General features: G+C 62.5%; 31 protein-coding genes. 15 read left to right on the top strand and 16 right to left on the bottom strand.

Annotated features, from left to right (window positions below; genetic code table 11):
- Nucleotides 1–61: 61 nt before the first annotated feature.
- Nucleotides 62–655, bottom strand: a complete 594-nt coding sequence (locus tag CQ012_RS12370) for a GNAT family N-acetyltransferase (RefSeq protein WP_105662314.1) — start codon at nt 653–655, stop codon at nt 62–64.
- 134 nt (nt 656–789) lie between these two features.
- On the opposite strand from CQ012_RS12370, the gene CQ012_RS17910 reads away from it, so the two are divergent.
- Entirely contained in the window at nt 790–924 is a 135-nt protein-coding gene (locus CQ012_RS17910) for a hypothetical protein (protein WP_286134664.1), read from the top strand.
- 38 nt (nt 925–962) lie between these two features.
- On the opposite strand, the gene CQ012_RS12365 is transcribed toward CQ012_RS17910, so the two are convergent.
- The 6 genes from CQ012_RS12365 to CQ012_RS12345 all read right to left on the bottom strand — a co-directional run bounded on the left by CQ012_RS12365 (nt 963) and on the right by CQ012_RS12345 (nt 3542).
- Nucleotides 963–1223 (bottom strand): GlsB/YeaQ/YmgE family stress response membrane protein, encoded by a 261-nt coding sequence (locus tag CQ012_RS12365; RefSeq protein WP_105656414.1) that lies wholly within the window; start codon nt 1221–1223, stop codon nt 963–965.
- A 75-nt stretch (nt 1224–1298) separates the two neighbouring features.
- A complete protein-coding gene (locus tag CQ012_RS12360; RefSeq protein WP_105656415.1) occupies nt 1299–1883 on the bottom strand; it encodes an Asp23/Gls24 family envelope stress response protein in 585 nt (194 codons plus the stop codon).
- A 2-nt stretch (nt 1884–1885) separates the two neighbouring features.
- On the bottom strand, nt 1886–2437 hold the full coding sequence (locus tag CQ012_RS12355; protein WP_105662313.1) for a DUF6286 domain-containing protein: 552 nt from the start codon (nt 2435–2437) through the stop codon (nt 1886–1888).
- Nucleotides 2434–2805: an Asp23/Gls24 family envelope stress response protein gene (locus CQ012_RS12350; protein WP_146112224.1), complete on the bottom strand. Its 372-nt coding sequence runs from the start codon at nt 2803–2805 to the stop codon at nt 2434–2436. The genes CQ012_RS12355 and CQ012_RS12350 overlap by 4 nt, the downstream gene beginning before the upstream one ends.
- A gap of 5 nt (nt 2806–2810) precedes the next feature.
- Entirely contained in the window at nt 2811–2987 is a 177-nt protein-coding gene (locus CQ012_RS17645) for a hypothetical protein (protein ID WP_166650766.1), read from the bottom strand.
- A gap of 24 nt (nt 2988–3011) precedes the next feature.
- Nucleotides 3012–3542, bottom strand: coding sequence for an Asp23/Gls24 family envelope stress response protein (locus CQ012_RS12345; RefSeq protein WP_286134072.1), 531 nt, complete (start codon nt 3540–3542; stop codon nt 3012–3014).
- A gap of 98 nt (nt 3543–3640) precedes the next feature.
- Between CQ012_RS12345 and CQ012_RS12340 the strand changes: the two genes are divergently transcribed.
- Complete coding sequence (locus CQ012_RS12340; protein ID WP_133833920.1) at nt 3641–4183, top strand: RNA polymerase sigma factor; 543 nt, start codon at nt 3641–3643, stop codon at nt 4181–4183.
- Complete coding sequence (locus CQ012_RS12335) at nt 4180–4755, top strand: hypothetical protein (protein ID WP_105662312.1); 576 nt, start codon at nt 4180–4182, stop codon at nt 4753–4755. Before CQ012_RS12340 ends, CQ012_RS12335 begins: the two co-directional genes overlap by 4 nt.
- On the opposite strand, the gene CQ012_RS12330 is transcribed toward CQ012_RS12335, so the two are convergent.
- Together CQ012_RS12330 and CQ012_RS12320 are read right to left on the bottom strand one after the other, a co-directional pair.
- The gene (locus CQ012_RS12330) at nt 4752–6023 is read right to left on the bottom strand and encodes an MFS transporter (protein WP_105662311.1); all 1272 of its coding nucleotides are present in this window, start codon (nt 6021–6023) and stop codon (nt 4752–4754) included. The two genes, CQ012_RS12335 and CQ012_RS12330, sit on opposite strands and share 4 nt — an antisense overlap.
- A 364-nt stretch (nt 6024–6387) precedes the next feature.
- Nucleotides 6388–7170: a carbonic anhydrase gene (locus tag CQ012_RS12320; RefSeq protein ID WP_105662309.1), complete on the bottom strand. Its 783-nt coding sequence runs from the start codon at nt 7168–7170 to the stop codon at nt 6388–6390.
- A gap of 270 nt (nt 7171–7440) precedes the next feature.
- Between CQ012_RS12320 and CQ012_RS12315 the strand changes: the two genes are divergently transcribed.
- The 7 genes from CQ012_RS12315 to CQ012_RS12285 all read left to right on the top strand — a co-directional run bounded on the left by CQ012_RS12315 (nt 7441) and on the right by CQ012_RS12285 (nt 15115).
- Nucleotides 7441–8076: a TetR/AcrR family transcriptional regulator gene (locus tag CQ012_RS12315; protein WP_105662381.1), complete on the top strand. Its 636-nt coding sequence runs from the start codon at nt 7441–7443 to the stop codon at nt 8074–8076.
- Nucleotides 8077–8080: 4 nt separating this feature from the next.
- Entirely contained in the window at nt 8081–9685 is a 1605-nt protein-coding gene (locus CQ012_RS12310) for a carboxyl transferase domain-containing protein (RefSeq protein ID WP_105662308.1), read from the top strand.
- A gap of 15 nt (nt 9686–9700) precedes the next feature.
- Complete coding sequence (locus tag CQ012_RS12305) at nt 9701–11749, top strand: ATP-binding protein (RefSeq protein WP_105662307.1); 2049 nt, start codon at nt 9701–9703, stop codon at nt 11747–11749.
- Nucleotides 11746–12270, top strand: coding sequence for a MaoC family dehydratase (locus tag CQ012_RS12300; protein WP_105662306.1), 525 nt, complete (start codon nt 11746–11748; stop codon nt 12268–12270). Before CQ012_RS12305 ends, CQ012_RS12300 begins: the two co-directional genes overlap by 4 nt.
- Nucleotides 12263–13063, top strand: a complete 801-nt coding sequence (locus tag CQ012_RS12295; RefSeq protein ID WP_181149072.1) for an HpcH/HpaI aldolase/citrate lyase family protein — start codon at nt 12263–12265, stop codon at nt 13061–13063. The genes CQ012_RS12300 and CQ012_RS12295 overlap by 8 nt, the downstream gene beginning before the upstream one ends.
- Nucleotides 13064–13129: 66 nt before the next feature.
- The gene (locus CQ012_RS12290; protein ID WP_105662305.1) at nt 13130–13633 is read left to right on the top strand and encodes a hypothetical protein; all 504 of its coding nucleotides are present in this window, start codon (nt 13130–13132) and stop codon (nt 13631–13633) included.
- Nucleotides 13634–13813: 180 nt separating this feature from the next.
- Nucleotides 13814–15115: an MFS transporter gene (locus tag CQ012_RS12285; protein WP_105662304.1), complete on the top strand. Its 1302-nt coding sequence runs from the start codon at nt 13814–13816 to the stop codon at nt 15113–15115.
- A 92-nt stretch (nt 15116–15207) separates the two neighbouring features.
- Here the strand turns inward: CQ012_RS12285 and CQ012_RS12280 are convergent, their stop codons facing one another.
- Entirely contained in the window at nt 15208–15645 is a 438-nt protein-coding gene (locus CQ012_RS12280) for a DUF6069 family protein (protein ID WP_105656428.1), read from the bottom strand.
- Nucleotides 15646–15743: 98 nt separating this feature from the next.
- On the bottom strand, nt 15744–16154 hold the full coding sequence (locus CQ012_RS12275; protein ID WP_286134073.1) for a DUF6069 family protein: 411 nt from the start codon (nt 16152–16154) through the stop codon (nt 15744–15746).
- A 786-nt stretch (nt 16155–16940) separates the two neighbouring features.
- Between CQ012_RS12275 and CQ012_RS12270 the strand changes: the two genes are divergently transcribed.
- Together CQ012_RS12270 and CQ012_RS12265 are read left to right on the top strand one after the other, a co-directional pair.
- Nucleotides 16941–17186 carry a hypothetical protein gene (locus tag CQ012_RS12270; RefSeq protein WP_105656430.1) on the top strand — a complete coding sequence of 82 codons (246 nt, stop codon included), beginning with the start codon at nt 16941–16943 and terminating at the stop codon, nt 17184–17186.
- Between the two features lie 79 nt (nt 17187–17265).
- Complete coding sequence (locus CQ012_RS12265) at nt 17266–17736, top strand: hypothetical protein (RefSeq protein ID WP_105662303.1); 471 nt, start codon at nt 17266–17268, stop codon at nt 17734–17736.
- A gap of 169 nt (nt 17737–17905) precedes the next feature.
- Here CQ012_RS12265 and CQ012_RS12260 read toward each other — a convergent pair whose 3' ends face one another.
- Both CQ012_RS12260 and CQ012_RS12255 read right to left on the bottom strand, forming a co-directional pair.
- Nucleotides 17906–18232, bottom strand: coding sequence for a DUF202 domain-containing protein (locus CQ012_RS12260; RefSeq protein WP_105656432.1), 327 nt, complete (start codon nt 18230–18232; stop codon nt 17906–17908).
- Nucleotides 18232–18615 carry a YidH family protein gene (locus CQ012_RS12255; RefSeq protein WP_105656433.1) on the bottom strand — a complete coding sequence of 128 codons (384 nt, stop codon included), beginning with the start codon at nt 18613–18615 and terminating at the stop codon, nt 18232–18234. Before CQ012_RS12255 ends, CQ012_RS12260 begins: the two co-directional genes overlap by 1 nt.
- A gap of 149 nt (nt 18616–18764) precedes the next feature.
- Between CQ012_RS12255 and CQ012_RS12250 the strand changes: the two genes are divergently transcribed.
- Complete coding sequence (locus CQ012_RS12250) at nt 18765–19811, top strand: MBL fold metallo-hydrolase (RefSeq protein ID WP_105662302.1); 1047 nt, start codon at nt 18765–18767, stop codon at nt 19809–19811.
- Nucleotides 19808–21157 carry an MFS transporter gene (locus CQ012_RS12245; protein ID WP_105662301.1) on the top strand — a complete coding sequence of 450 codons (1350 nt, stop codon included), beginning with the start codon at nt 19808–19810 and terminating at the stop codon, nt 21155–21157. The genes CQ012_RS12250 and CQ012_RS12245 overlap by 4 nt, the downstream gene beginning before the upstream one ends.
- Nucleotides 21158–21201: 44 nt before the next feature.
- Here the strand turns inward: CQ012_RS12245 and CQ012_RS12240 are convergent, their stop codons facing one another.
- Nucleotides 21202–22119 carry a LysR substrate-binding domain-containing protein gene (locus CQ012_RS12240; RefSeq protein WP_105656436.1) on the bottom strand — a complete coding sequence of 306 codons (918 nt, stop codon included), beginning with the start codon at nt 22117–22119 and terminating at the stop codon, nt 21202–21204.
- A gap of 145 nt (nt 22120–22264) precedes the next feature.
- Here CQ012_RS12240 and CQ012_RS12235 point away from each other — a divergent pair, with 145 nt between their 5' ends.
- Nucleotides 22265–23305 (top strand): MBL fold metallo-hydrolase, encoded by a 1041-nt coding sequence (locus CQ012_RS12235; protein ID WP_105662300.1) that lies wholly within the window; start codon nt 22265–22267, stop codon nt 23303–23305.
- 109 nt (nt 23306–23414) lie between these two features.
- Here the strand turns inward: CQ012_RS12235 and CQ012_RS12230 are convergent, their stop codons facing one another.
- Together CQ012_RS12230 and CQ012_RS12225 are read right to left on the bottom strand one after the other, a co-directional pair.
- Entirely contained in the window at nt 23415–24653 is a 1239-nt protein-coding gene (locus CQ012_RS12230) for an acyl-CoA dehydrogenase family protein (RefSeq protein ID WP_105662299.1), read from the bottom strand.
- 28 nt (nt 24654–24681) lie between these two features.
- Nucleotides 24682–25908: an acyl-CoA dehydrogenase family protein gene (locus CQ012_RS12225; protein ID WP_181149071.1), complete on the bottom strand. Its 1227-nt coding sequence runs from the start codon at nt 25906–25908 to the stop codon at nt 24682–24684.
- Nucleotides 25909–25912: the final 4 nt, after the last annotated feature.

Raw genomic sequence — 25912 nt, 5'->3', positions numbered from 1 at the left:
TGCTGTTCCCTTCCAGCCTTTCAAAGAACACACCGGTGATCAAGGATCCATCCCTCATCCTTTAGCAGGAGGCCTGGGCCGTCCATTCCTCAGCCAACAGCGCGTAGCCCACGGAATCCATCCATTCACCGCTGCGATGCAGGCTGTCCTTGCGGCCATGGAATTCCCTGCGCATCCCCAAACGCTCCATCAGTCTCCATGATGGCTCATTGGCGGCAAAGCATTCGGCAGTAACCCTGCGCAGGCCAAGCGGGCCGAAGCACAGGCCCATGGCAGCGGCAACGGCTTCGGTGGCGTAGCCCTTGCCACCGAAGGAGGGATCGAAGCTCCAGCCGAGGTTGCCCTCAACGCCCTTGGCGTGCTGCTCAATTTCGCTTTGCCCCCAGCCATCCACGATATCCAGCATGACCGTGCCAATCAGCTGGGTCCCCTGCCCGGTGTCCAGTTCCACAGCCAGGTTCCTCAGCGGATAGTCCTTCGCGAAGAACAGCGAACGGAATTCTTCCACGGTTGCTGGGCCAGCGGTAATCCACTGGGTGACATCGGCAAGCTGCCGGTAGCGCCAGAGGTCTTCCACATCAGCCGAATTCACGCGACGCAGGGACAGGCGTTCAGTGCGTACCGGCCAGCTGATCTTTTTCAGCGCATCTTCCATTCCCCAAGCCTAGCCCTACGGTTTCCAGGCGGTCCTGGCCCTACGGTTTCCAGGCGGTCCTAGCCGCCACGTTCGCTCGACTGGGATCTGCCTGGTCTTGTCGATGATGGCCTTCGTAGCGGAGGGCGCCTTGCATGCCAAGCTGGATGATTCGCGCTGCACCTGGCCCCGCGCTGTCCTGGGCACTGCAGGTTCTCACCGGCATCATGCAGGCGTTGCGGCAGAAGGAAACGGGCGGGATCCATAAGGATCCCGCCCGTTCCCATTAGCCAGCGCCATCAGGCTGCAGGCAGTTCAGCGGATGCCCCTAGTCGCGTTTGCTGCTGACAAAACCCCAAATGACCAGGACCAGCAGCGAGCCGCCGATGGCCAGCAGCCAGGTGGACAATGACCAGAACTCGCTCACTCCGACACCGAAAACTGCCGAGCCAATCCAGCCTCCCAGCACCGCCCCGACCACGCCGAGCAGTAGCGTGGCAAGCCAGCCGCCTCCCTGCTTTCCGGGCTTGATTGCCTTCGCGATCGCACCGGCAACGAGGCCAAGGATGATCCAACCGATTATTCCCATGCATTCCTACTTCCCCAAGAGATGCGGCACGATGCCCGTGCCGTTAATGGCTATTTCTTGTTTTCCTGGGCCGGCTCAGATGAGCACGGCCTTATTCGAATCCTGCTTTTCCGGCTTCTGGAAGCTGAACGAGATGTGCTTGCGGGAGAAAGGCACCCCCAGCACCATTTCAAGGTCAGGTACCACGCGGCCATTGACCAGCTCGATCCCTCGATTCGCCGGAGCGTCGGCGCGCAGGGTGAATCGCGCATAAAGCACGGGTTCAGCTGCATTGCCGCCAATTCGAACGTTCGCATCCACGATTTCCGGTTGCGTTCGAGCGGCCGTTTCCGCGGCTTTGGCTATTACCGAAGTCTCGATCTCGCTGACTCCTTCGCTGCTCGATTCGTATCTGAATTCATGCGCCGATGGGCGGCGCGGAATGGCAGTGATCAGCACCGCCAGCGAGAGCACGATGCCGGCAATTCCGAGCGCGAGTCCCAGTGGCAGCAGGTACTGCTGATCGATCGGCAGGCTGCTGGCAATCCGGGCTTGGCCGAGGCCAGCGCCTTGGCCAAGCCCCCACCAGACTGCTGCGAGGCCCGAGGCACCGGCCGCCAGCAGGACCAAACCGAAGATCGCCAGAATAAGTCGTTGGCGCACCACATGCGTTCTGAACATTTCTAGTTTCCCCCTCGGCGTTGCACTGAGACCTTGACCTTGGGAGCGCGTTGCAATGGCAACCCGTCGATCACGCGCTGCGCCCGCGCCTGCGCGTTTTCCCGCACGCGCTGAACCGAGTGCGCTGGAGTCTGCACGGTAACCTGGACCAGGGCCGGGCTGGTTTTCACGCTCGCGCGGGTCACCGAATCGGTTCGCTCGACCTCATGCCCCACCAAGGTTGATATTCCACGGCATGAGATTGCCTGTTCCGACCCCGCTGAAGGATCATCGGTAGTCAGCAGGATGCTCTGCCGGGGCCCTGGAATGAGCGCGCTGAGCAACAGCAGCAGACCGAGCACCGTAAGAACCACCATGGCGATCACTGCCAGGTTGTCATTGAAGCGCAAGTTGCTGACCGCGTTAATGCCCTGCTGGGCAAAACCGGGCCATTGTCCGCTGGTCAAACGCAGCAGGCAGGATAGCGCCAGGAGAATGCTCGTGGCCAACACGACGATGAAGCTGATCATCAAGGCCATGGTGCGGGCACTGCGAACGTGCCAGAACCTGCTCATCGCAGCCTCCTGTTGCTAGTTCCTTCATCCGGCGTTGACATCCAGCTCACCCGTATATCGGTTTGCACCTGCTCAACGCCCAGATACTTGCGCAGATCAGCCGCAACCATGTTCCGCACGTCTTCGCAGGCTTGCTGGACATTGCTCGGATAGCTCAATCCAAGGTCCAAATCGACCACCACTGCACTTCCAAGCACCTCGGCCTTGGCCTTGGGCCGGCTGTCAAAATCCTTGTACTTGCCCAGCCCCAGGATCCCACCCGCGGCAGAGCCGACAACTGGCACCTTATAGGCTGCTTGGGCAGCGATTTTTGAATAGACGGCCGTGTTCACCGTGGTGCTTCCACGGCTAGAGGACAGCTCTGCCATCTGCTTCACCGCCGACGTTTGCTGAACACTTGACTGAGGTCAACCCTGTCCTGCAAAAGCCATCCGACTCCAGCGCCGATGATGGCGAAGAATGCCACCACCACGAACTGGGTGAATGATCCGAAGGCAATCAGCAATCCGGCTAGGCAGCCGATGGCCAAACCCCACTTGACGTGTAACATGTTCTGCTCCTTAGATGAGGACAGTTATTTCAGGCCATCGCGGGGCTCGGCGTCATCGTCATCGTCTTCCGGCAGGTGCACGTCGGTGACTTCAATGTTTACCTCGATGACTTCCAGACCGGTGGCGCGTTCAACCTGGGCGATGATATTCGAACGGATCTCGTTGGAGACCTCAACGATCGAGAACCCGTAGGAAACAACGATCGACACGTCGATGGCGGTCTGCTGCTCGCCCTTTTCGACGCTCACGCCTCCGGCCGCGTTGGCTTGGGCACCGGGGATGCGTTCGGCCAGCGAGTTGAAGGTCCGGCGGGCGGCGTTGCCCATGGCGTAGACGCCGGAAACTTCGCGGGTGGCGATGCTGGCAATCTTCTGGACCACACGGTCTTCGATGGTCGTCTTGCCCAGTTCGGTGTGCAGCGGACCGCGCAGCTCTTCGTGGACCGGCGTGTCATTTGCGGCCTTTGCCTTGGCCTGGCGTTCCAGCTCTTCGCCGGTTGGCTTGATGATTGGCCCTTGTGAATCGCGTTGCACCATGATGGTCTCCTCATTCATTGAACGGATATTTTTGTGCCTTACACTCATACAGACGAGAGCTACAGATTAATCCTCACACATTATGAGTGTGATATAGATCACTTAAGGAGGGGTGCTTGGAACCGACCCGGTTGACCGTGCTTGTTGGTCGTTCAATGGAGGGGGACCCCGAGGCCTTCGGCGAACTCGTCACCGCGCTGACACCCGGCCTGCGCCAATACTGCAAGACTTTTTTCAGCAGCTGGCACGATGCGGAGGATGCCACCCAGGATGCCTGGATCCGCGCGTGGCAGTCATTGGGCTCGCTGCGCGAACGTGCCGCGTTCAAGACTTGGCTCTACCGCATGGCACGAAATATTTGTCTTGATCGCATCCGCCAGCGTGCCAATGACCAGCAAACCGTGGATGATGAAGTGCTAGAGCAAACCCCAGTCCCTGACCGTGAATTGCCAGAAAACGTCGCCGTGCAACGCGGCGAGATTGCCGATGCCTGGCAGATCATCAACGGATTGCCTTCGGCGCTTCGCCAGGCGTTCGTACTGGTCGCGCTCCAAGGCATGAGCTATAAGGAAGCGGCCCTGGTGACCAACGTTTCAGAATCAACTGTGCGAGGGCGACTCGCACGGGCACGCAATGCAATCAGCGAGGCGGTGTCATGAAAACCCTTCCCTGCGGACGTACTACCGAAGACGTTTTGCTGAACCTGGATGAACCTGCAGATCTGCACGAATTGCAGTGCCGGTGGTGCCACGCCGAACGGCAGCGGCTCAAGGACCAGAACGGATTCATCACCCAACTGCTGCACAGCTCGACCCCGGAGCACCAGCCTGAAGCATTCTCGCAGCGAATATTGGGCAAAATAGCCGAGTACTCGCCATTCCAGCGGATGTGGGATGTGCAAGATGCGGGCACGGGACTGGCCATACGCGTATCGTCCCTGGAATTAATCAAGGCGATTCGAGCGGCATTTTCCGAGTCGCCGACATCGCAATTGAACTACACGGAGATCAAGGCGACTGACACGCAGATTCCCCACCTTAACTGGAGGGTGCAATGCCATGTCAGCATGGCTGGGGATAGTTCGGTTCAGGTTATCGAGCAGCAAGTCCTTGACTATGTTCGCTGTGCCATCAGCCCGTTGATCAGCTGGAGGGAACTGGTAGTTAATCTGGTCATTGAAGACCTGCACGGCGAAGCCATCGAGTCCATCACGCTTCGGGGCGAAAACTAGCTACGGCTTCCTTGCTCCCCTGTTCCATCGCTCCGCGGGCTTTTTCGACGCAGCACTGGCGAACAAGCAAGCACCACAAGTCCCGCAATCGGGAACACCATCAGTGCCATGCGCAACCCGAAGTTCTCGGCAAGGAAACCCACTAGCGGCGGGGAGAACAAGAAGCCCAATCGCATGAGCCAGGAGACGATGCTCAGCCCAGTTCCCGGAGGCAGGCCGGGCAGCTTGTCGGCCTGGTCCATCACCGCCGGGACCAGGGTTGCCGAGCCGAATCCAGCCGCGGCAAATCCCAGCAGCGTGCCCGGAACCGTGGGGAAGAACAACGCCAGACCCATACCGATTGCTATCAGCGCTCCCCCGAACTGGGCCATGCCGCGCTGGCCAAAGCGGTTGACCATGCCATCGCCGAGAATTCGGCCAATGAACTGGGCCCCGACCAGAGCGATGAACCCGCTGGCCGCCAGCGCCGCTGGCGCCCCCAGCTGGCCAAGATACAGCGTGGACCATGAATTCCCGGCGTCTTCAACCATTACTCCGGCTACGGAGATCAAGACCAGGGCGCTCATCATCAGCAGCAGCCGTCCGCGGGATCCTGCGGGGGCCGCGGCCCGGGCGGTTCCGGGTGCAGGTGGCGCAACAGGTTCTATGACCGCCAGTTCGGCGGATCGAGGCAGGCAGAATTTCAGGGCAGTCAGTGCCACCGCGGCGAAGAGCACCATCGATATGCCCAAATGCACTGGCAATGCCAAGTTCATCTGGATCGCTCCAGCGGCCATCAAACCGCCGATCACCGCTCCGACAGACCACAACGCGTGGAAGGAATTCAGTATCGAACGCCCATAGCGCCGTTGCACCACCAGCCCGTGCGCGTTCTGCCCGACATCCGTAATCGAATCCATGGCGCCGCCCAGGGCAAAAGCCAGCACGACCAAGACCACACCCGGCGCGCTGCCGGCGGCCAGCAAGGCCGCACCGGTAACTATCGTGCCCACGACGGCAACCTGCGCGGAACCAAGACGGCGCACCAGCGCACCTGCAGCCAACCCTGCAAGGATTGCCCCAACAGGCCATGCGGTGACCAGCAAGCCGTAGCCGGCGGTGTCCAATTCCAGTTCCCGCTTCAGCTCGGGAAGGCGCGGCGCCATATTGGCAAAGAGTGCTCCGTTTGTGAGGAACAGGGCCGCGACTGCAGCGCGGGCGCGGGAGTTGACGCTGGATTCGCTGGCTGCCATGGGGCCTTTCACTGCACGTGCATGCGGATTCTTCACGGGGAATGCTTCACTAGCATCCAGCGTCGAGAGTACCAGTGCACCTGCTGGCAAATCCCGAAACCGTGCCGAAAGGCCCGGGAATGGGTGTTTTGCGTCTGACCAGCTGCATCAGGATAGCGGCGAGCTGGCCATCCGCCGGTATTCGCGTTTCGGCTGCAACCTTGGAAGCCCAGCTGGTCCAGCAGCTGGATCGCCCCGTTCGCCAGATGCCCTGCCGCCGTGGAGCCTGCGCTCAGCGTGGCCATAGGCATTGTCAATATCGTAGAAACAACCTCAGCGAGGGTGCGAGTGATGATCGCAGAAGTTCCCGCCGGTTCCACCGGCGGGAACTTCTGGTTAATTCGCAACCGGAAAATCGGAGCTAGCCATCGAGCCAGCGCACTTCTCCGCTGTCCAGGTCGTAGACAGCTGCCACCACCCGGGTCCGCTTTTCTTGCACTGCCTCGCGAATGATGGCAGATCGCTCCAGTAGCTGCTCGGTGACGGCACGGGCATTGGCCTGCACCACTTGGTCCACCTCTTCGCTGCCCGAACCTTCAACTTTTGCCTTGCGTGCTACAGGAGCAATCTGTTCAGCGAAGTCGACCATCTCGCCGGGCAATTGCGGATTCTTGGCATCTTCTTCCATTGCCTTCAAGGTGCCCGCCACCGCACCACAGGCCGTATGGCCGAGGATCACCAGCAACGGGACCGAATAGGGACTGGAAACAGCGAATTCCATGCTGCCAACCAAGGTGTCATCGAGCACTCCGCCGGCGGTCCGGGTGACGAACAGGTCTCCGATCCCCTGGTCGAACAGGAGCTCGGGGGTCACGCGGGAATCCACGCAGCCGTGGATCAGGGCGAAGGGGTTCTGGTGCTCGGCCTGCTCGCTGCGCCGTTCGGTTGCTTGATTGGGGCGTTCTGGCATGCCGTCGGCGTAGCGCTGGTTCCCGGCGCGCAGTACCTGCAGCACTTCATCGGGGGTCTGCGGGGGTCCGGCGAGGTTTGCCCTGTCCGCGTCCGTGGCCTGCGGTGATGCGCAGGCTGCCAGTCCGGCCAGGGCAATGAGCCCGGAGGCACCGGCGAGCAGGCCGCGGCGCGACGGTCCGGCTGGGGTTGGGTTTTGGCGGTTGAGGAAACGTGGTTCAGGTTGCGGCATCATGCCTTCCAGTGGCGTCTGATCAGCTGCCCAGCAGAATTAACTAGAGCTTGACAGTAAATAACATCAAGCAGTCTAGTGTTTTGCATTTGATTCATAAATAGCAAACGTCATATTTCGGCCCCTTTTAACATGAGCGTTGTATGAGGTGCGGATGGCAGCGCCACTCGGTGTCCCCGTCCGCGGAAGATGGTGATTGACACCACACTTTTTCTTCGGTTGGATGGAAGCAGTCAATCGATTGATTGGCTCTTGAGTCACAGGGTGGTGTCCATGGAACTGGGAAAGGTCCAGCAAGCAGCCGTAGCCTGCTTTGCCCAGCGCGGTTTCGCCGCCACCGGCATCCGCGAACTAGGCAGTGCCGTAGGACTGAACTCGGCGACCCTCTACCATTACGTCGGCGGCAAGGAAGACCTGCTGGTGGGCATCATGAACGACTGCCTGGCCGCCATGATCTCCGGTGCCGAGCAGGCGCTGGCCGGCAGCAATGACCCGGTACGCCAGCTCGCGTTGCTCGTGGCCTTCCACGTGGGGTTCACCGCCACCAATCCCAGCACCGCACGTGTCACCGAATACGAGATGCGCGCGCTATCGGCCAAGGCCCGCGAGCAGATGCAGGAACTGCGCGACGCCTACGAGCAGCTCTTCGCCGACGCGCTTCAGGCCGGCGAGCGCCAGGGCAGCTTCAGCACCGTGGACCTGGGCATCGCCCGCTTGGCACTGATGGAAATGGGGACCGGTGTCTCGCACTGGTACCGCAAGGACGGCCGACTCACACTGGCCCAAGTGCAGTTGAACTTCATTTCCCTGGCCATGCGCATCCTGGCCGTGCCCGACGAATTCCCGTTGCCTGCGCAGCAGCTGCCCGTACCCCGGGTGATCGCCAGCGAACCGACCAGCAAGGACTGACTTCGTGAAGACCCTCTCCTCCCACTTGAACCCCGAGCAGTTCGAGCGCAACGCCGCCGACCAGGCACCACTGCTGGCCGAACTGCACGAACGGCTCGAACGCGCTGCGCGCGGCGGCTCCGAGAAGTCCCGGCAGCGCCATGTGGATCGCGGCAAGCTGCTGCCCCGCGAACGCGTAGACGCGCTGCTGGACGACGGCTCGCCCTTCTTGGAAATCGCACCGCTGGCCGCCGAGGACATGTATGACGGCGCCAGCCCCGGCGCCGGAATGATCGCCGGCATCGGCCTGGTGCACGGCCGCCACGTGCTGGTCATCGCCAACGACGCCACCGTCAAGGGCGGCACCTACTTCCCGATGACGGTCAAGAAGCACCTGCGCGCCCAGGAAATCGCGCTGGAGAACAGCCTGCCCTGCATCTACCTGGTGGATTCGGGCGGGGCGTTCCTGCCCATGCAGGACGAGGTCTTCCCGGACCGCGAGCACTTCGGGCGCATCTTCTACAACCAGGCGCAGCTCTCCGCGAAGAAGATCCCGCAGCTGGCTGCGGTGCTCGGTTCCTGCACCGCCGGCGGCGCCTACGTTCCGGCAATGAGCGACGAGACGGTCATCGTGCGCAACCAGGGCACCATCTTCCTGGGCGGCCCGCCGCTGGTGAAGGCCGCCATCGGGGAGATCGTCACCGCCGAGGAGCTGGGCGGCGGCGACCTGCACGCCAAGACCTCGGGCGTGGTGGACCACCTGGCCGAGAACGACGAGCACGCGCTGATGATCATCCGCGATATCGTCTCCACCCTGCCGGCCAACCCGGCCCCCGCCTGGAGTATCGAAAGCCAGGTCGTCGAGCCGCTCTACCCGGGCAGTGAACTGGCCGGGGTGGTGCCGGTGGATGTCAACGCGCCCTACGACGTGCACGAGATCATTGCCCGCATCGTCGATGCCAGCGAGTTCCACGAATTCAAGGCCGACTACGGCACCACCCTGGTCACCGGCTTCGCGCAGATCCACGGGCACCGGGTAGGCATCATCGCCAACAACGGCGTGCTGTTCTCCGAGTCCGCGATGAAGGGCGCGCACTTCATCGAGCTGTGCGACCAGCGCGGCATCCCGCTGCTCTTCTTGCAGAACCTCGCCGGATTCATGGTGGGCCGCGACTACGAGGCGGACGGCATCGCCAAGCACGGGGCCAAGATGGTCACCGCCGTGGCCACCGCCCGGGTGCCCAAGCTGACGGTGGTCATCGGCGGCTCCTTCGGCGCCGGCAACTACTCGATGTGCGGCCGGGCCTACTCCCCGCGCTTCTTGTGGATGTGGCCGGCCGCGCGCATCTCGGTGATGGGCGGGGCCCAGGCCGCCTCGGTGCTCTCCACGGTCAAGCGCGACGGAATCGAGGCGGGCGGCGGCAACTGGAGCGCCGAGGAGGAGGAATCGTTCAAGGCCCCGATCCGCGAGCAGTACGAAACCCAGGGAAACCCCTACTATTCCACCGCCAGATTATGGGACGACGGGGTCATCGACCCGGCAGATACCCGCCGGGTGCTCGGCCTGGCCCTGGATGTCTGCGCCCGCCAGCCGCTGCCGGAGACCAGCTTCGGCCTCTTCCGGATGTAGTACGAGGAAAACACCATGACTACGAAGCTCTTTGACACTGTCCTGATCGCCAACCGCGGAGAAATCGCGGTGCGCATCATCCGTACCCTGCGGGCGCTGGGCATCGAATCGGTCGCCGTCTACTCCGATGCCGATGCCGGGGCGCTGCATGTGTCCGAAGCCGATCGCGCGGTGCGCATCGGTGCGGCTGCGGCCAATGAAAGCTACCTGGATATTGACGCGGTGATCGCCGCCTGCCGGCACACCGGTGCCCAGGCGGTGCACCCCGGCTACGGGTTCCTCTCCGAGAACGTGGACTTCGCCCGGGCGCTGGAAGCTGCCGGCATCACCTTTATCGGCCCGCCGGTGAACTCCATCAATCTCATGGGCGACAAGATCCGTTCCAAGAACCATGTCCTCTCCCACCAGGTGCCGGTGGTTCCCGGCATCGCCGAACCCGGCCTGGGCGATCAGCAGCTGCTCGCCGCCGCCGCGGACGTCGGCTTCCCGCTGCTGATCAAGCCTTCGGCCGGCGGCGGCGGCAAGGGCATGTTCGCCGTGGAATCCGCCGCAGAACTGACCGAAGCACTGGCCAGCGCCCGGCGCACCGCACGCAATGCCTTCGGCGATGACACCCTGTTCCTCGAGCGGCTGGTACGCAATCCACGCCATATCGAGGTGCAGATCCTGGCCGATGCGCACGGGAACACCGTGCACCTGGGCGAACGCGAATGCTCCTTGCAGCGCCGCCACCAGAAGGTCATCGAGGAAGCCCCGGCTCCGCTGTTCGAGAATCTGGAGCACGGCGCGGCGATCCGCGAGCGCATTGGCGCCGCCGCGGTGGCCGCTGCGCAATCGGTGGGCTACGTCGGCGCCGGAACTGTCGAGTTCCTGGTGAGCGACCAGAACCCCGACGAATTCTTCTTCATGGAAATGAATACCCGCTTGCAGGTGGAGCACCCGGTCACCGAGGAAGTCGTGCGGGTGAACGGCGCAAAGCTGGATCTGGTCCAGTGGCAGGTGCGCATCGCGGCCGGACAGCCACTGGACTTCACCCAGGACCAGGTGGCATTGGAAGGCCATGCCATCGAGGCCCGGCTCTACGCCGAAGACCCGTCCTCCGGCTTCCTGCCCTCGGTGGGCACCGTGCTGCACGTGCGCGAGCCGGAGAATGTCCGGGTGGATTCCTCGCTGCGCGACGGCCTGGAGATCAGCGCCCACTACGATCCGATGCTTTCCAAGCTCATCGCCTGGGGCCCGGATCGCACCGAGGCGCTGGCCCGCTTGGATAAGGCACTAGCCGGCACCGTGGTGCTGGGCGTGCTGACCAACAGCGAATACCTGCGGCTGCTGCTGGCCGACGAGGATGTGGCCGCCGGGGCCCTGGACACCAACCTGATCGAGCGGAAGATGGACCAGTTCGCCTTCCGCCAGGTCGGGGCCCGCGAACTGGCACTGGCAGCGCATCTGGAGGATCGGCGCATTCCAGCCGCGAATACCCCGTGGGGCCTGCGCGACGGATGGCGGGCCCAGCATCGCCGGGCCAGCATCGGGCACTTCGACGTCGAGGCCGCCGAGGGCAGGACCGCGTTGCTCAGGGACCCCGATTCGAGCCGGGTGCGCGTGGGCGCCGAAGAATTCACCGTGCGGCAGGAACCGGATGGAACCCTGTCCGTCAACGGCCAGCGCACAGCACTACAGCATGCCTTCGCCGCCGATGGCACGCTGTGGCTGTGCGAGGAAGGCTGGACCGCGGCGGTGCGCAAGCTGCCCCGCGAAGAAGTCCTCGAACGCCAGCTGGCCACCATCGCCAAGCAATCCGGGACCTTCTCCCCGCATGTCCTCTCGCCCATGCCCGGCACCGTGATCAACGTGCAGGCGGCCGATGGCGATGCGGTCGCCGAAGGCCAGCTGCTGCTGAGCATCGAAGCGATGAAGATGGAGCACCAGCTCTTCTCCCCCGCGGACGGCATCGTGCGCATGACCGGGTTGAAGACCGGGGATCTGGTCAAGGCCAAGCAGGTCGTGGCCACCGTGGAAGCAACCCAGCCAACCGAAGCACAGCATCAGGAGCAGGACGCATGAGCGAGCAAACCCACAAACGTGTCGAGCAGCGCGGCCTCTACTTCGATGAGCTGCAGCTGGGGGCCACCTACGTGCACAAGCCCGGGCGCACCCTGACCGAAGCGGATAACGTCGCGTTCACGACGATGACCATGAACAACCAGGGACTGCACCTGGACGCGGCATGGGCATCCACCCAGCCCTTCGGCAAGCCGCTGGTCAACTCCCTGCTCACCCTGAGCACCATGATTGGGCAGTCGGTGGGCCAGCTGACCGAGGGCACCATCGTGGGGCAGCTGGGCATCAATGACGTGCGCTTCCCGCACCCGATGTTCCACGGCGATACCCTCTACACCGAAACCGAGATCACCGCACTGCGCGAATCCAAGTCCCGCCCCGGGCAGGGCCTGGCGTCCATGACGCACACCGGCCGCAACCAGCACGGCGACATCGTGACCACCGCAAACCGCACCTGCCTGATGTGGACCAGGCAAGCACACCAAGATTCGATGCAGGCCAAGGGAGGAAAAGCTGATGACTGAGTTCCTGATGGGCCCTTCCCTGCTGTTCTGCCCGGCCGACCGGCCCGAGCGCTACGCCAAGGCGGCACAGCGTGCCGATGCGGTCATCATCGATCTGGAAGACGCTGTGGCTGCCGGGAACAAGGACGCGGCCCGCCGCGCCTTGCTGGATACGCCGCTGGATCCCGCGCGGGTCATCGTGCGCGTGAACCCGGTCGATAGCGAGCACTTCGCCAAGGACCTGGCAGCGCTGGGGCAAACGGCCTACCGCACCGTGATGCTGCCCAAGTGCGAATCGGCGGCGCAGCCGGCCGCGCTGGCAGGCTACGACGTGCTGGCACTGTGCGAAACCGCCAAGGGCATCACCAATGCCTCGGACATTGCCGGGGCGCAGAATGTCGTCGCGCTGATGTGGGGCGCCGAAGACCTGATCGCCTCGCTCGGCGGCACATCCTCGCGCGGCCACGATGGCAGCTACCGCGAGGTGGCACGGTTCGCGCGGTCGCAGGTGCTGCTGCATGCGGTGGCCAACGGCAAGGCCGCAATTGATTCCGTGTACCTCGATATTCCAGATCTCAAAGGCCTGGGCGAGGAGTCCCGCGATGCCAAGGCCTCGGGATTCGCCGCGAAAGCCTCGATCCACCCGAACCAGATGCCGGTCATTCGCGAGGCGTTCGCACCGACCGAAGCAGAACGGGAACGTGCCCGGCGGATCCTCGACGCCGCGGAGGCGAATCCCGGAGTTTTCGCTTTCGAAGGGCAGATGGTCGATGAGCCGCTGCTGCGCCAGGCCCGGGCCACCTTGGGCAGATAAGCTGTTTCCCGCCATGGGCTACAGTGTGTAGCAATGACCGCCGACAGCTGGCCAACGGAGGTTCAAATGCCTGTCGTGAAGAAACCCGGAGCCGATACCCTGGTGTATTTCTGGTTTGCGGTGGGGTTGGCCGTGCTCGGCATGGTCATCCAGCAAATCGGCGCCGTCATGATGCTCAACGGCTCGCTGGAGCTGAACGTCCTTGAAGTGACCACGCTTCACCTGGTCGCCTGGGGCTGCTATGCCGGATCGGCCATCTTCACCATCGTGGTCATGCACAAGGCCCTGGCCATGCTGATTTATCTCGTGCACCATCGTCGTCCGCTGCCGCCACGCAGGATGCCGGTCATCCGCGATGCCCCGGTGACGGCCCAAACCGCCGAGGCAGCCGCAACAGGCCAAGCCTCCGCTGCCCCATCGGCCATGGCCGATCCGCTGGACCAGGACGAACCGCCTTCCGGGGCCAAACTAAAAACCTTTCCGCGGCAGGCGCTGGGTGCGCCGGCCCCGCAGGACCGGCACCCTCGCAGCCGGCGCCAGAACCCCAGCAACGGCAACGACCCCGCATAGCGAATAAGCAGAGCCGATCAGGCGCAAAAACTGAGTCTGCCGCGCTTCGCCATGCACAGCTAATCCCGGCGAGGCAATGCGCTCCACCTGTTTCGGACATCAATATTTGTTCTTCGCACGTCACGAACTCCAACGCCTGTTAGCGCTGGTGCAATGCTTAAAGCAACACCCAGAAGGAGCATGCGATTGAACTCCCCGAAGCCATTGCGGATCCATCGAGCCTGGCTGGTCGCCATCGTGACCACGCTGGCGCTAGTCGCCACGGCGGCGTTCCGCTCGACCACCGGCGCGTTCTTTGAACCACTTGAATCCGAATTCGGCTGGCTCCGCTCCCAGTTATCGACCGCGGTGACCATCAACCTGGTGGTCTACGGCCTGGCAGCTCCTTTCGCCGCGACTTTGCTGGAACGGTATTCCATGCGCAAGGTGGCTGCCATCGCTCTGGCATTGGTGGCCTCCGGAGCCGGATTGTCCGTGTTCATCAGCCAGATCTGGCAGTTGTGGGCGCTCTGGGGTGTGCTGGTTGGACTGGGCACCGGGGCGATGGCGTTGGTTTTCGGTTCTGTGGTTGCCAACCGCTGGTTCTGCGAACGGCGCGGCCTGGTGATGGGCATCTTCTCTGGCGCGAATGCCGCCGGCCAGCTGGTGTTCCTGCCAAGCATTGTGCTGATCATCGAGCAGTACTCATGGAGGGCCGCGGCTCTGGTTGTTGCGGTCTTCGCGGTGCTGATCATCCCGTTGCTGCGCTGGCCCTTCGCCAATTCCCCTGCCGAAGCCGGTGTACTGCCTTACGGCGGGGCCGGAGCTGCAGCCGCGCCGGCATCCGGAACGCAGCAGGGTTCGATGGCTGCCGCGACTCTCAAGGCCCTGTTCGCGGCCTCACGCTACCCGGCATTCTGGGTCTTGGCGATGACCTTCTGGATCTGCGGATGGTCTACCAACGGGCTGGTGCAGACGCACTTCATCCCTGCGGCGCACGACCATGGCATGCCGGCAACGACCGCTTCCGGGTTGCTGGCGCTGGTTGGCATTTTCGATATCCTCGGCACGGTGCTCTCCGGGTGGCTGACCGACCGTGTACGCCCGTGGCTGCTGCTTGCGGTGTACTACGCGTTGCGCGGACTGTCCCTGATGTTCCTGCACTCGCTGATGGGTCCAACCGTCGAGCCGCTGATGTGGATCTTCATTGTCTTCTACGGTTTGGACTGGGTGGCCACCGTGCCTCCTACCGTGGTGCTCTGCCGCCAGTACTTCGGTCCGGTTAGAGCCACCGTGGTCTTCGGCTGGGTCTTCGCCTTCCACATGATCGGCGCCGGCGCCGGCTCGCTGACCGCAGGGCTGTCGCGGGAAACCACCGGCAGCTACCTGGCCGCGTGGATTACCGCTGCGGTGCTGTGCCTTGCGGCAGCCGTCAGCCTGCTGTTCTTGCCGCGCATGCGCAAAGCCTACGAGCATCCTCAGCTCGAGAAAGTTGGGGTGTAGCCCGAATCAGCACCAGCAGCTCTCACGGCTTAACGGAAAACCTCGCAGAACAGATCATTGCTGATCGCTCTGCGAGGTTTTGCTTTTCGTGCTTAGACGAGCGCTACGTCCTTGGAAGGAACGTGGAGCTCCTTGTTGCCGTAGTGCACCGAGAAGAACCAGCCGATACCGGTCACGATATGGATCAGGGACAGGCCCACAGCGGTAGCGGCATCTGCTGCGTTCATGATCGGGAAAACGATCGAGACTACCGCGATGAGCAAGCCAGCCCACTGCGCGATCTTGCAAATGCCCTTGTTTGCCCGTCCGATCAGGAAGACCACCAGGCCGAAGAACAGAATCGGGATCAACGTGAACTGCAACAGGTGGTCAAAGGCGACAACATCAGTTGAATTAGGACCAATCCGGCGGGATGCCCCAGCGGCGCCAGACAGGAAGAAAATGATGACATTCAGGTAGCTGGTACCCAGCGCACCGATAATCACCTGAATGAAATTGAATGGGCTATTGGGTTGTCCCTGAGACGTCATGGCACTCCTAGAATTGTTGATAGTTCGCAACTATTCTATTCCCGAGTGCCTGTGCCACGGCTCTCAGAAGCCCGTGAGAACCGCGACACTTAGCAGGGCTATAGGTTTTCCAGGGCCGCGATCTCGTTGAACTTCCTATTCGAGTAGTTCACCGCGATATACCAAGACGCTGCAACAACCAGGTGCATAATCGCCAGGGTCAGCGCGGTCCCCCAGTCCTCGGCGAAGAACCACTGCACCACCGCTGAGGTCAAGACGGCGGCAACCCCGACCCACTGGGCGATGCGGCAGAAGCCCGGCTTGGCCCGGCCGATCAAGAAGGTCAGGAAGCCGAGAATGAGAATGGGCAGGGCAGTGAATCGCACGATGTGGATGAAATCCAGGTTCCGGAATAAGCCGCCGGAGTACTCCATGGATGCGCCGATAACCCTGGCAACAAAATAGGCCAAGGTGCTAAGCCCCATGGCTCCGAAAGCCGCAATAACCACCTGGGCGAAATTGAACGGCATCTTGAATCTAGCGTCAGCCTGCATCGCGAATCATCCCCTTTTACAGCGAATTCGAGCTGGACCGGTATTTTCACTGTACGCGCATTCCCGCCCGTTGGACCCCGAACTCCGGAACATTCAAGATCGGGCCCCGCATTAGCCGATGGCGGTTTCCGCTGGCCTCCCGCGCCATGGCCCGGACCGCGACAGGGTGACGCCCCTCGGCAACACAAGCCGTTGCAGCCGCGGGCACCCTTCGTCGCTTCACTTGGCCATTTTCCGGTCCACAACCGGGAAACCGGAGTAGACTGGAATTGGATCTAACTTCCGTAGAAATGCCGTCATCGGAAGCACTTCCTACCGGCGTAGAGCTTTTGTGCCCTCCTCATTGCCGAGGACGGCGTTCAGATTAACGCAGCAGTGTTGAACCGGGATCTTTATCGAGGCGGCTCGAATTAACTGCCCGCTTCCTTGCGTTTCTCCCATTTGCCCGATAAGGGTTGCCCGCCAGGAACGAATCACAGTTTTGCTCCAGCAGCCCACAGACCGGTTCGGTCCGCTAGTGGCGAATCATGCAACCAGCACAGCCGGACAATACCTTTGAAGCCGACAGTGCAAAACGGCAGTACGCGCACAACTGCCGCGGTCCCCGCGATGCCCAACTCAAGAAATGGTACGGCGTTTTCCGTGGAACCGGCCTTGAACTGCAGCACCGAGGGCAGAGCACGGCAATAAAAACGACTATGCAGCAACGGAGGGAATGTCATGGACAAGCCGAACAGCTGTCCGAGGTGCTACAGAAATACCTTGGTTGAAACAGAAACCCGTCGATTCGTCGATGATCAAAACCAGCTCAAGAGATGGGACAACGAAGGCGGCCACGAAGCTGGCCAGCGCCAGGACATGCTGGTAACGATGCGTGAAGTGCTCTGGACCTGCACCTCATGCGGATGGCGCAAGGTTGCCTACAGTTCGCAAGAACCACTACAGGGACCAGAGCGCCGCGTGGACATCTTGCCTGCTACGGGCCAAGCAACCCTACGGCAAGCCTAGCTGAGCTGGCGCCAGGCGCTGCTGCCCACGGCAGAGCACCCTGGTCGCCGGCATGGAACGGACATGGAAAGGAAAAGCCATGATGGACTTCTCCCGCACTCTTGGCAAGAAGCACCAGCCGCTGAAGATAGGCCCGGTGCTCATGAACTCTCTGCCGGGAACTTTGCTCAGCGACAAGGCGCCCGGCGCGTACCGGGTTGCCGCCGTTTTCAACCGCCAGCCCGCAGCCGAGGAAACAGAGTTCTTGACCAGCGATTTCATGCGCGGCCAACTCGATGCCGCCGGCTACCCTGATGCCGTTCTGAGCGCAGCTAACCGAAGATTGGAAATTTCCAACACCTCCCTGGAACAACTGCGTGACGGATTGGCAGCATTAATTGCCCGGGAGCTGGCTCTCGCCGGAAAGAAGTTCGAGGCTGATAGGGACGAAAGAAATTCCCGGTTCCACAAGGATATCGATGCGGAGTCACAGCGTTATGCAGCGGTGCAAAAGCTCGCGGAATCGGTAGCATTCAGCTCCGCGGAGATTCTCGAGCTCCATGGGCCCTGACCCTTCGGTAAATCCGGGTCCCAGCACCGGTACAGCTAGAGCGCCTGGACTGGCTGCACCGGCCCGGGCATTCGCAATAGGGCCGGAACAGCACTCGCGCCGCGCCTGCAACTCCTCTGGCCGCTACTGCCGCAGCCTCGATAAACCTGCGCCTGGCGAGCACCCGGAACTAGGCGCCGAGCACAAGGATGATCGCGCAAGCGCCTAGAGCCAGCAGCACCGCTGTTGTCAGCAGCACGGCGAGAACATCCGCGCTGACGCGTTCAGCCTTCACGCCTTGCGCCATTTTCCGGTACCGGGCACGCTGCGAGAGCAGAATCCCGAATGCCATCGAGGAAGATATCGCAATCAGCAGGATCACGGCCAGGCCATAGTGCGGAAGCCAGCGCAGGAAGACCGCGGAAACCACGAGAAATGAAACCATTGTCCGGTTCCACGCGAAGACGGTGCGCTCTGGCTGCAACCCCGGGTCGCTGATCTCGATGGGCTCTTTCATCACGAGCTGAGGGACCAGAAAATCATGGCGATCGCCGCCAGTGAGGCCACCACGGCACCGAATGCCAGCAGCGGGACAATGGCGGGAATCGGCAACGGCCTGCCGGTGCGCATGCTGCGTTCCACGCGGACCCAGCGCACGGCTGCACCGGCAGCAATCAGGATGCCGACGCCGATCACCAGCACCGCCAGCCAGGTGCGAACTGGCGACGGGAAGGCCTCTGCGGCGAAGGCCTCCAGCGCTGTGCCGCCCGCGAGGAAGGCTAGCGAAGTTCGAATCCAGGCCAAGAAGGTGCGCTCGTTGGCCAGCGTGAAGCGCGGGTCAGGCTCACTGCCCCGTGGCAATATCCAGCGTGAAAGCCGGCTGCGATCTTGCTCGGACATGACCCTCCTTGGTTTGCGTCGATGCTATGAGCATACCCAACCTATTATCGGCTAAACCTATTTAGTTGGTTGATAAAAACAGTTTTACGAATGTGATCCAGCGCATAAGAATTGAATGCAGCACTTGAACCAAAGAAAGGGCGCATTCCATGGCCTCCACCAATCTCAATCCCCACGTCGTTACGCTGGGCACCGCCGGCGGACCCCGCTGGTGGACTGGCGAGAACGCCGGCAAGCGGGCGGGAATTTCCACCGCCGTAGTCGTGGGCGAAAGCGTCTACCTGGTGGATGCCGGAACCGGCGTGGGCAACCAGCTGATGAAAGCCGGCTTCACCCCTGCGAACCTTCGCGGCATCTTCCTCACGCACTTGCACTCCGATCACACCATCGACCTGGCTTCGCTGGCCATCTTCGGAATGTTCACCCTGCCAGCGGGCAAGGCTCCGATTTCCATCATCGGCCCCGGCGACCGCGGCGCCCTGCCACCTGCCTCCCCGCGCGCAGTGACCGCCCCGCAGCCGGTCTTCGCGCAGAACCCGACCCCGGGCACTGCCTCGATGTTCGAGCATCTGATGCAGGCCTACGCCACGGACCTGAATGACCGCGTGATCGACGCCCTGCGCCCCTCCCCGCTGGACCACTTCATCGCCTCGGATATCGAGATTCCGGCCGGCAGCGGGTACCACCCCAACGAGAACCCGACACCGAAGGGCTTCGCGCCGTTCGAGATCTACCGCGACGAGCTGGTCACGGTGACCGCAACACTGGTCAAGCACCCGCCGATTGCTCCGGCCTTCGCCTTCCGCTTCGATACCGCAGAAGGCTCGGTGGCCATTTCCGGAGACACCGCGCCCTGCCAGAACCTGGTGGCCCTGGCGAAGGATACCGACCTGCTGCTTCATGAGGCCATCGACTTCGACTGGGTGCAACGCGCCTACGGTTCGGTTGGCACCTTGGAAGCCCAGGCTTCGATGGACCACCACCGCGCCTCGCACACCTCGCCGGAGCAGGCGATCGAGATCGCGCACGAGGCCGGGGCGCGCACTCTGGCCCTGCACCATCTGGTCCCCGGAACTACGCCTTTGCAGGTCTGGGAAGCCCACGCCGCGAAATTCTCCGGCAACTACCTAGTGCCCAACGATCTGGACACGATATCCTTTTCCCGCGTCAACAGTGAAATGGCGGCAGTACGATGAGCAGCACCCTGAATAATGGCAACGGCGTGGAGGCACAAGCGTTGGTTCCCTCGCTGAAATCCCCGCAGATGCGCCGGATCCTGGCTTCCAGCTTCATCGGCAGCGCAATCGAATTCTACGATTTCATCCTCTACGCCACCGCGGCCTCGCTGGTCTTCAACAAGGTCTTCTTCGTTGGCCTGACCCCGGGCGTAGCCATCTTCGCTTCCTTTGCCACCTTGGCCGTGGGATATCTGGCCCGACCGCTGGGCGGCATCGTGTTCGGCCACTTCGGCGACAAGATCGGCCGCAAGGGCGTGCTGATCACCTCGATGGCGATGATGGGCGGTGCCTCGACACTGATCGGCCTGCTTCCTCCCACCGCGCAGATCGGCATGCTGGCCCCGATCGCGCTGATCATCTTGCGCATCGTCCAGGGCCTGGCCGTGGGCGGCGAATGGGGCGGGGCCATGCTGATGGCACTGGAGCACGCGCCGAAGGAGCGCCGCGGCTTCGCGGCGAGCTTCGCGAACATGGGCGGCCCGGCCGGCGCCGTGATGGCCACGTTGGCAGTCTCGGCCGTCTCGCTCATGCCCAATGAGCAGTTCCTGGCCTGGGGCTGGCGCATTCCGTTCCTGATCAGCATCGCGCTGGTGGGCATCGGGCTGGTCATCCGGCTGAAGGTCACCGAGTCCCCGCTGTTCCTCGCGTTGGAAAACAAGGCAGAAGAGCGCAAGACCCCCTTCATGGAGGTCATCACCAAGTACCCGAAGTCCGTCATCCGCGGAACCTTGGTGGGCATGAGCTCCTACACGGTGCAGGGCCTGATGACCGTCTGGGCCATCTCCTACGTGGTCGAGGAAGTCGGCATGGACCGCACTGCGGTGCTGAACATCAAGGCCATTGGCGCCGCGTTGACCGTGGTGGGCATCTGGGTTTCATCGCGCTATTCAGACAAGCTGGGCCGCCGCCCGGTCATGATGGTCGGCATCCTCGCCGGCGCCGTGGCCGCCCTGCCGATCATGTGGATGCTGGAACTGGGCCAGCTGTGGCTGTTCGCCATCGCGCTGTTCGTGGCCAACGGCATCATCCAGGCCTTCATCTTCGGGCCGTTCGGCGCGTTCACCGCGGAGCTGTTCCCAACCCGCATCCGCTACACCGGCGCTTCGCTGGTCTACCAGCTCTCCTCCACCGTGGGCGCGGGTTTCACCCCGATGATCGTTGCAGGCCTGGTGCTGCTGGGCGGCGGATCGCTGTGGATCGCCGGAGCCGTTTGGGCCGCCGCATTCATCGTCGCCGCCCTGGCCATGCGCGGCATCAAGGAAGGCCGCGACGCCGACCTCGAGGCCGAGGAAATGAGCCACTAGCCTCCCGACTGGCTGGAGCGCAGGCCGGTTGGAACCTACGGGTTCTAACCGGCCTTGCGCTCTTTCTCGGCTCCGGCTTCCTCGCAGAAATCCAAGAACGCGCGCAGCCGCAAGCTAGGGCGGTCCGAAGCGGTGTAGGCCACGCAGATATCGCTCACGCCAACCTCGCCCTCGATCTCCAATACCGACAGCGGCAAGCCGTCGTAGCTCAGGTTGACCGGCGGGCGCTGCACCAGAACGGTATAGCCCAAACCCCGAGCCACCATCCCGCGCACCGCCTCGAAGCTCTGCGAACTCCACCGCACCTTGGGGTCCAAGCCCGACATGCGAAGATTCACCAGCTGGTTATCGCGCACCGTGGGGATGTCCAGGGAGACGAAGTCGTCGTCGGCCAGTTCGCTCAAGGCGACGGAGGTGCGATCGGCCAGCCGGTGATTGCCTCCCACCAGCACATAGGGCCGGCCCGACATCACCGTACGCGAAGAGACCTGCGGCAGCAGGTGGCGGGTATGGGTGAGCACCGCATCCAGGTGGCCCTTGAGCATGCGCTCCTGCAGGTCGGCCCCGTCCCCCTCCACGAGGGTGACCTGCAAGTCCGGGTGCACATTGGTGAAGCGTTCGCAGATCACCGGGATCCAGAAAGCGGCCAGCGAGGAATAGCAGCCGATCACCAAAGGGCCGGAGAGCTTGGTCTGGCGTTCGACAATCTGGTCCTGCACTTCTTCGGCATGGCGCACCAGGGCCCGCGAGTCCAGCAGGAAGTCGGTGCCGACAGCCGTGAGCACCACGCCGCGGGCACGTCTGCGCACCAGCAGCTGCGAGCCGACGGCGCGTTCCAGCTCGTCCATGGACTGGGACATGGCTGCCTGGGAAATATGGCACTGCTTCGCTGCGGCGGAGATGGAGCCGAGTTCAGCGACGGCGACGAAGTACTGCAGCTGGCGCAGGGTGTAGTTGATCACCCGCCCAGTCTAGCCAGCGGGCAGCGGACCGCTGCCAACTAGAAAATGTTATGAGGCGAATAATCTATTATTTCTTGACTACTTCATTGCCTCCGCGGATGATGGCATCAGCTTGCCGATGAAGTAACCCGTCTACAGGAGACAGATGAAGCCAGTGATGAAGACCGGAATGCATGCAGTGGCGCTTGGAACTGCTGGCGGCCCGCTATTGAGGCCGGATCCAGGAACCGGTCACCGTCGCGGAATTTCTACCGCAATCGTTGTGGACGGCCACGCTTACTTGGTGGATTGCGGCCAAGGCGTCGGTTTGGGCCTGGCTGAGATCGGGATTCACCCCACTGCCCTGCGCGGAATTTTCATTACCCATCAGCATTCAGACCACGTCATTGACCTGAATTCTGTCATGGTCCTGGGCGGCCTTGCGTTCCGCGGCACCGAGGGTCGGCAGGTTCCTGTTTTCGGACCGGGTGATCGAGGAGTGCTGCCCTCGATGCAGACAGCGGCCGAGGAGCCGGAAGCCATATTTCCGCAGTCGCCCACACCCGGGACCAACGCCATGGTCAACTTGCTGCTGCGCGCCCATGCGACAGATCTCAACGATCGCCGACGGGATTCGGCGACACCTGATATTTCGGATATTTTCCATGGCGTAGATATCGAGATTCCTGCCGGCACAGGCTTCCACCCCAACCACAATAATCACCCGGACATGGAGCCTTTTGAAATATACGCTGATCGACATGTAAAAATTAGCGCTATCCTGGTCCAGCACCAACCTATCGCTCCGGCATTCGCATTCCGCTTTGATTCGAGATATGGATCGGTCGTGATTTCCGGCGATACAGCGCCAAGCGCAAATCTTGCGCGCCTGTCCCAAGGCTGCGACTTGCTGTTCCATGAAGCTATTGATCTGGAGGCCATCGCTCGTAGCTACCCGCATGCTTCATCCTCCGAGCTGGAAGCGAGCATGGGACATCATCGGCGCGCGCACACCACCGCAGAAGATGCAGGACGAATCGCCCAGCGGGCTGGAGCACGGAACTTGGCGCTGCATCATTTGGTTCCCGCTGGATCTGGAATGGAAGTTTGGCAGCGGGCTTCGAAACAGTTCTCTGGCAGCCTCTTCGTGCCCCGCGACTTGGATATCTTCCATATCGCAAGTGGCACGGTTACCCAGGTGCGCTAAGGCCAAGGCCGGCAGCTATCCGTCAGGCGGCTGGAACCATGGTCGATCAATTGCCCCCGGGCCGACGACCACGGGCCCAGCATCGGCAAAGAATGCTGGACCCGCAAAATCAAGGAATCGTCTTTGATGCACCAATCGCCCACACGCGCGGAAGCTCGGTGCCATTAACCGCCAGGTCGCCAATCAACCGCGCCTTGAACACCCAGGGGTTGTGGTTGCCGGCGGTACGGGCATTGCGCCAGTGCCGGTCCAGGTTCTTGGTAACGCTCGTGGCGCTGGCGGCCAGCGCATCAAAAGCGTGGGTGATCGCGTTGAGGACCAATGGCGTGAGCACCACCTGCGCCTGGGCGCTGGCCAGCTCTGCCGCATCGTTGGCTGCTTCGTCCTCTTCCCCGGTCACCTCGCCGGTGTGCAGCGCCTGCGCAGTTTCATAGGCTCCCTGCAATGCCGTCGACACTCGTTCCACCGTTGCCGCGGCAGCGAAGGCCGCCGCGGAGACCTCGCCGATCACCTGCAGCAGCTGCGGGTCTTCGGCCGCCAGATTGGCCGCGGCATGGCTGAAGGTCCGCTTGCGCGCCTTCAGCTCGGCGGCGAAGTCGCGCTCGGCTGCTTTGGCGGAGCCGGCCAGAACAGCGAGCAGCACCTGCTGGTAGAAAGCTGTCTGGTACTTGAAACGCGTATCGAAGTCGATGAGGTCTTCTTCAGCGACAATCGCATCGGTGAAGGTGGAGGTGCCGGTACCCGTGGTGCGCTGGCCGAAGCCATCCCAGTCATCGGCCAGCTCGACGCCGGGCTGGTGGCGGTTGACTGCGGCGATCACGCGCTTTCCGGTGTCGGTGCGCTCTGCGTAGGTATCGAGCCAGTCGGCGAAGATCGAGCCGGTGGAGTAGTACTTGGTGCCGTTGAGCTTGAATCTTCCCTCGCCGTCCGGGGTGACCTTGGTGATCACGTCCCCGACCTTGACGGTGCCGACCTCGGTCCAGGAGTTGCCCACCAATTCTCCCGCCACGAAGCGGGCCAGCCACTTGTCGCGCCCCGGACCGGGGGCCGCAACCAGACGGTCCTCGACGAAGGCGAAGTGCGCGCGCAGCGCTTGGGCAATATTGGAATCCGCCGCCGCGAGATCCACGAAGAGCTCGAAGAGTTCGGGCAGCGTAGCACCGGCACCCCCGTGCGATTCCGGGACCCGAACCGCGCCAAAGCCGGCAGCGGCCAGGTCCGCGACCTGCTGGTAGGGCAATTCGCCGGTGCGGTCGCGTTCAGCTGCACCCTGCGCAATGCGCGCGAAGAGCGGTGCGAAGCGGTTTTTGAGGCCTGCGAGTCGATTGCCAGTTGCAAGTACAGTCATCGTTCAGTCCAATCCGGGAGAAGTTTTCTTAGGTGTACAGCGAGAGCGGCTGGGACTCTCCGCGCAGGAAGTAGGCGCCGACCTCGATCTTCTTGTAGTCCACTGGGTCGTGCAGCGAATGGGTGCGCACATTGCGCCAGTACAGGTCCAGGCCCACCGAGTTCGCAGTCGAAGATGAACCGGTCACCTCGAAGATCCGGTTCGCCACATCCACTCCCACCTCAGTGGAGACCACCTTGGCTTCAGCAATTTCCACGGCCAACGCCGCTCGTTCGGGCTGGGTGACTTCCCCGGCCTTTGAGAGCAGGGCGTCGAATTTCCGGCCCAGCTTCTCGGTCAGCGCCGCCACTGCTGCGGTGCGGGCTTTGAGCTCTCCGACGGTGCGCTGGAAGATCGGGTCCTGCGAGTAGGTCTCTGCCTGCGAGAACAGCCAGGCGTTCTTGCGGCCCAGCAAGATCTGCTTGCCGCGCTCCAGTGCTCCCTGGGCGATGCCCAGATAGAAGTTGGCGAAGGCCAGCTGGATACCGGGGGTAAGCAGGGTGGAGACCGGTTCATCGGTGACGAATCCCAGCAAGTCCCCTGCTTCGAGCCGCACGTTGTGGAACTTCAAGGAATTCGACGCGCTCAGCCGCTGTCCCAGGTAGTCCCAGTCGTCAACGATTTCCAAGCCATCGATATCGCGTGGCAGAACCAACGCGAGAATCTGCCCGTCGTATTCTCCGCCCTGGACCAGCGCGTTGATGACGATGACCTCGCCAACACCGGAACCCGTGGAGAATCGCTTGGCTCCATTCAGTCGGTAGCCGTCCCCTTCGGCGCTCAGCGTCAAATCCGGATCAACTGGATTCACCGAATCGCCCCAGAGCCAGCCACCTTCCACGGTGCGCTGCCACCATGCCCCTTGCGCTTCTGCTGGGGCGTAGAACGGAATGCCGGACTGGTTGATGTAGTGGTAAGCCAGCAACTGCGAGATGGATCCATCAGCTGCGGCCAGTATGCGGACCACTTCGAAGGCCGTTTCCCAATGGGCTCCGGCTCCGCCGAATTCTGCAGGCACCAAGAGATTGAGCAACCCGGCTTCGCGCAGCAGCTGCACTTCGGCGAAAGGCTGGGCGTTCTTTCGGTCGCGTTCGAGCGCGTCAGCCGCCAGCTTGTCAGCTACTTGCTGGGCGACGTCGCGCCAATCAGCCAGTTCAGCTTCATCAGCAGTGCCGGTGTAGGGCACGCGCGGCAATTGGGTATCCAGTACAGTCATCTTC

Origin of the sequence: Arthrobacter sp. MYb214, assembly GCF_002979865.1 — a bacterium.
In the GTDB taxonomy this organism is placed as follows: Bacteria; Actinomycetota; Actinomycetes; order Actinomycetales; family Micrococcaceae; genus Glutamicibacter.
Note: the sequence above shows the minus strand (reverse complement) of the source record. Positions and strands in the feature narration are given on the sequence as shown.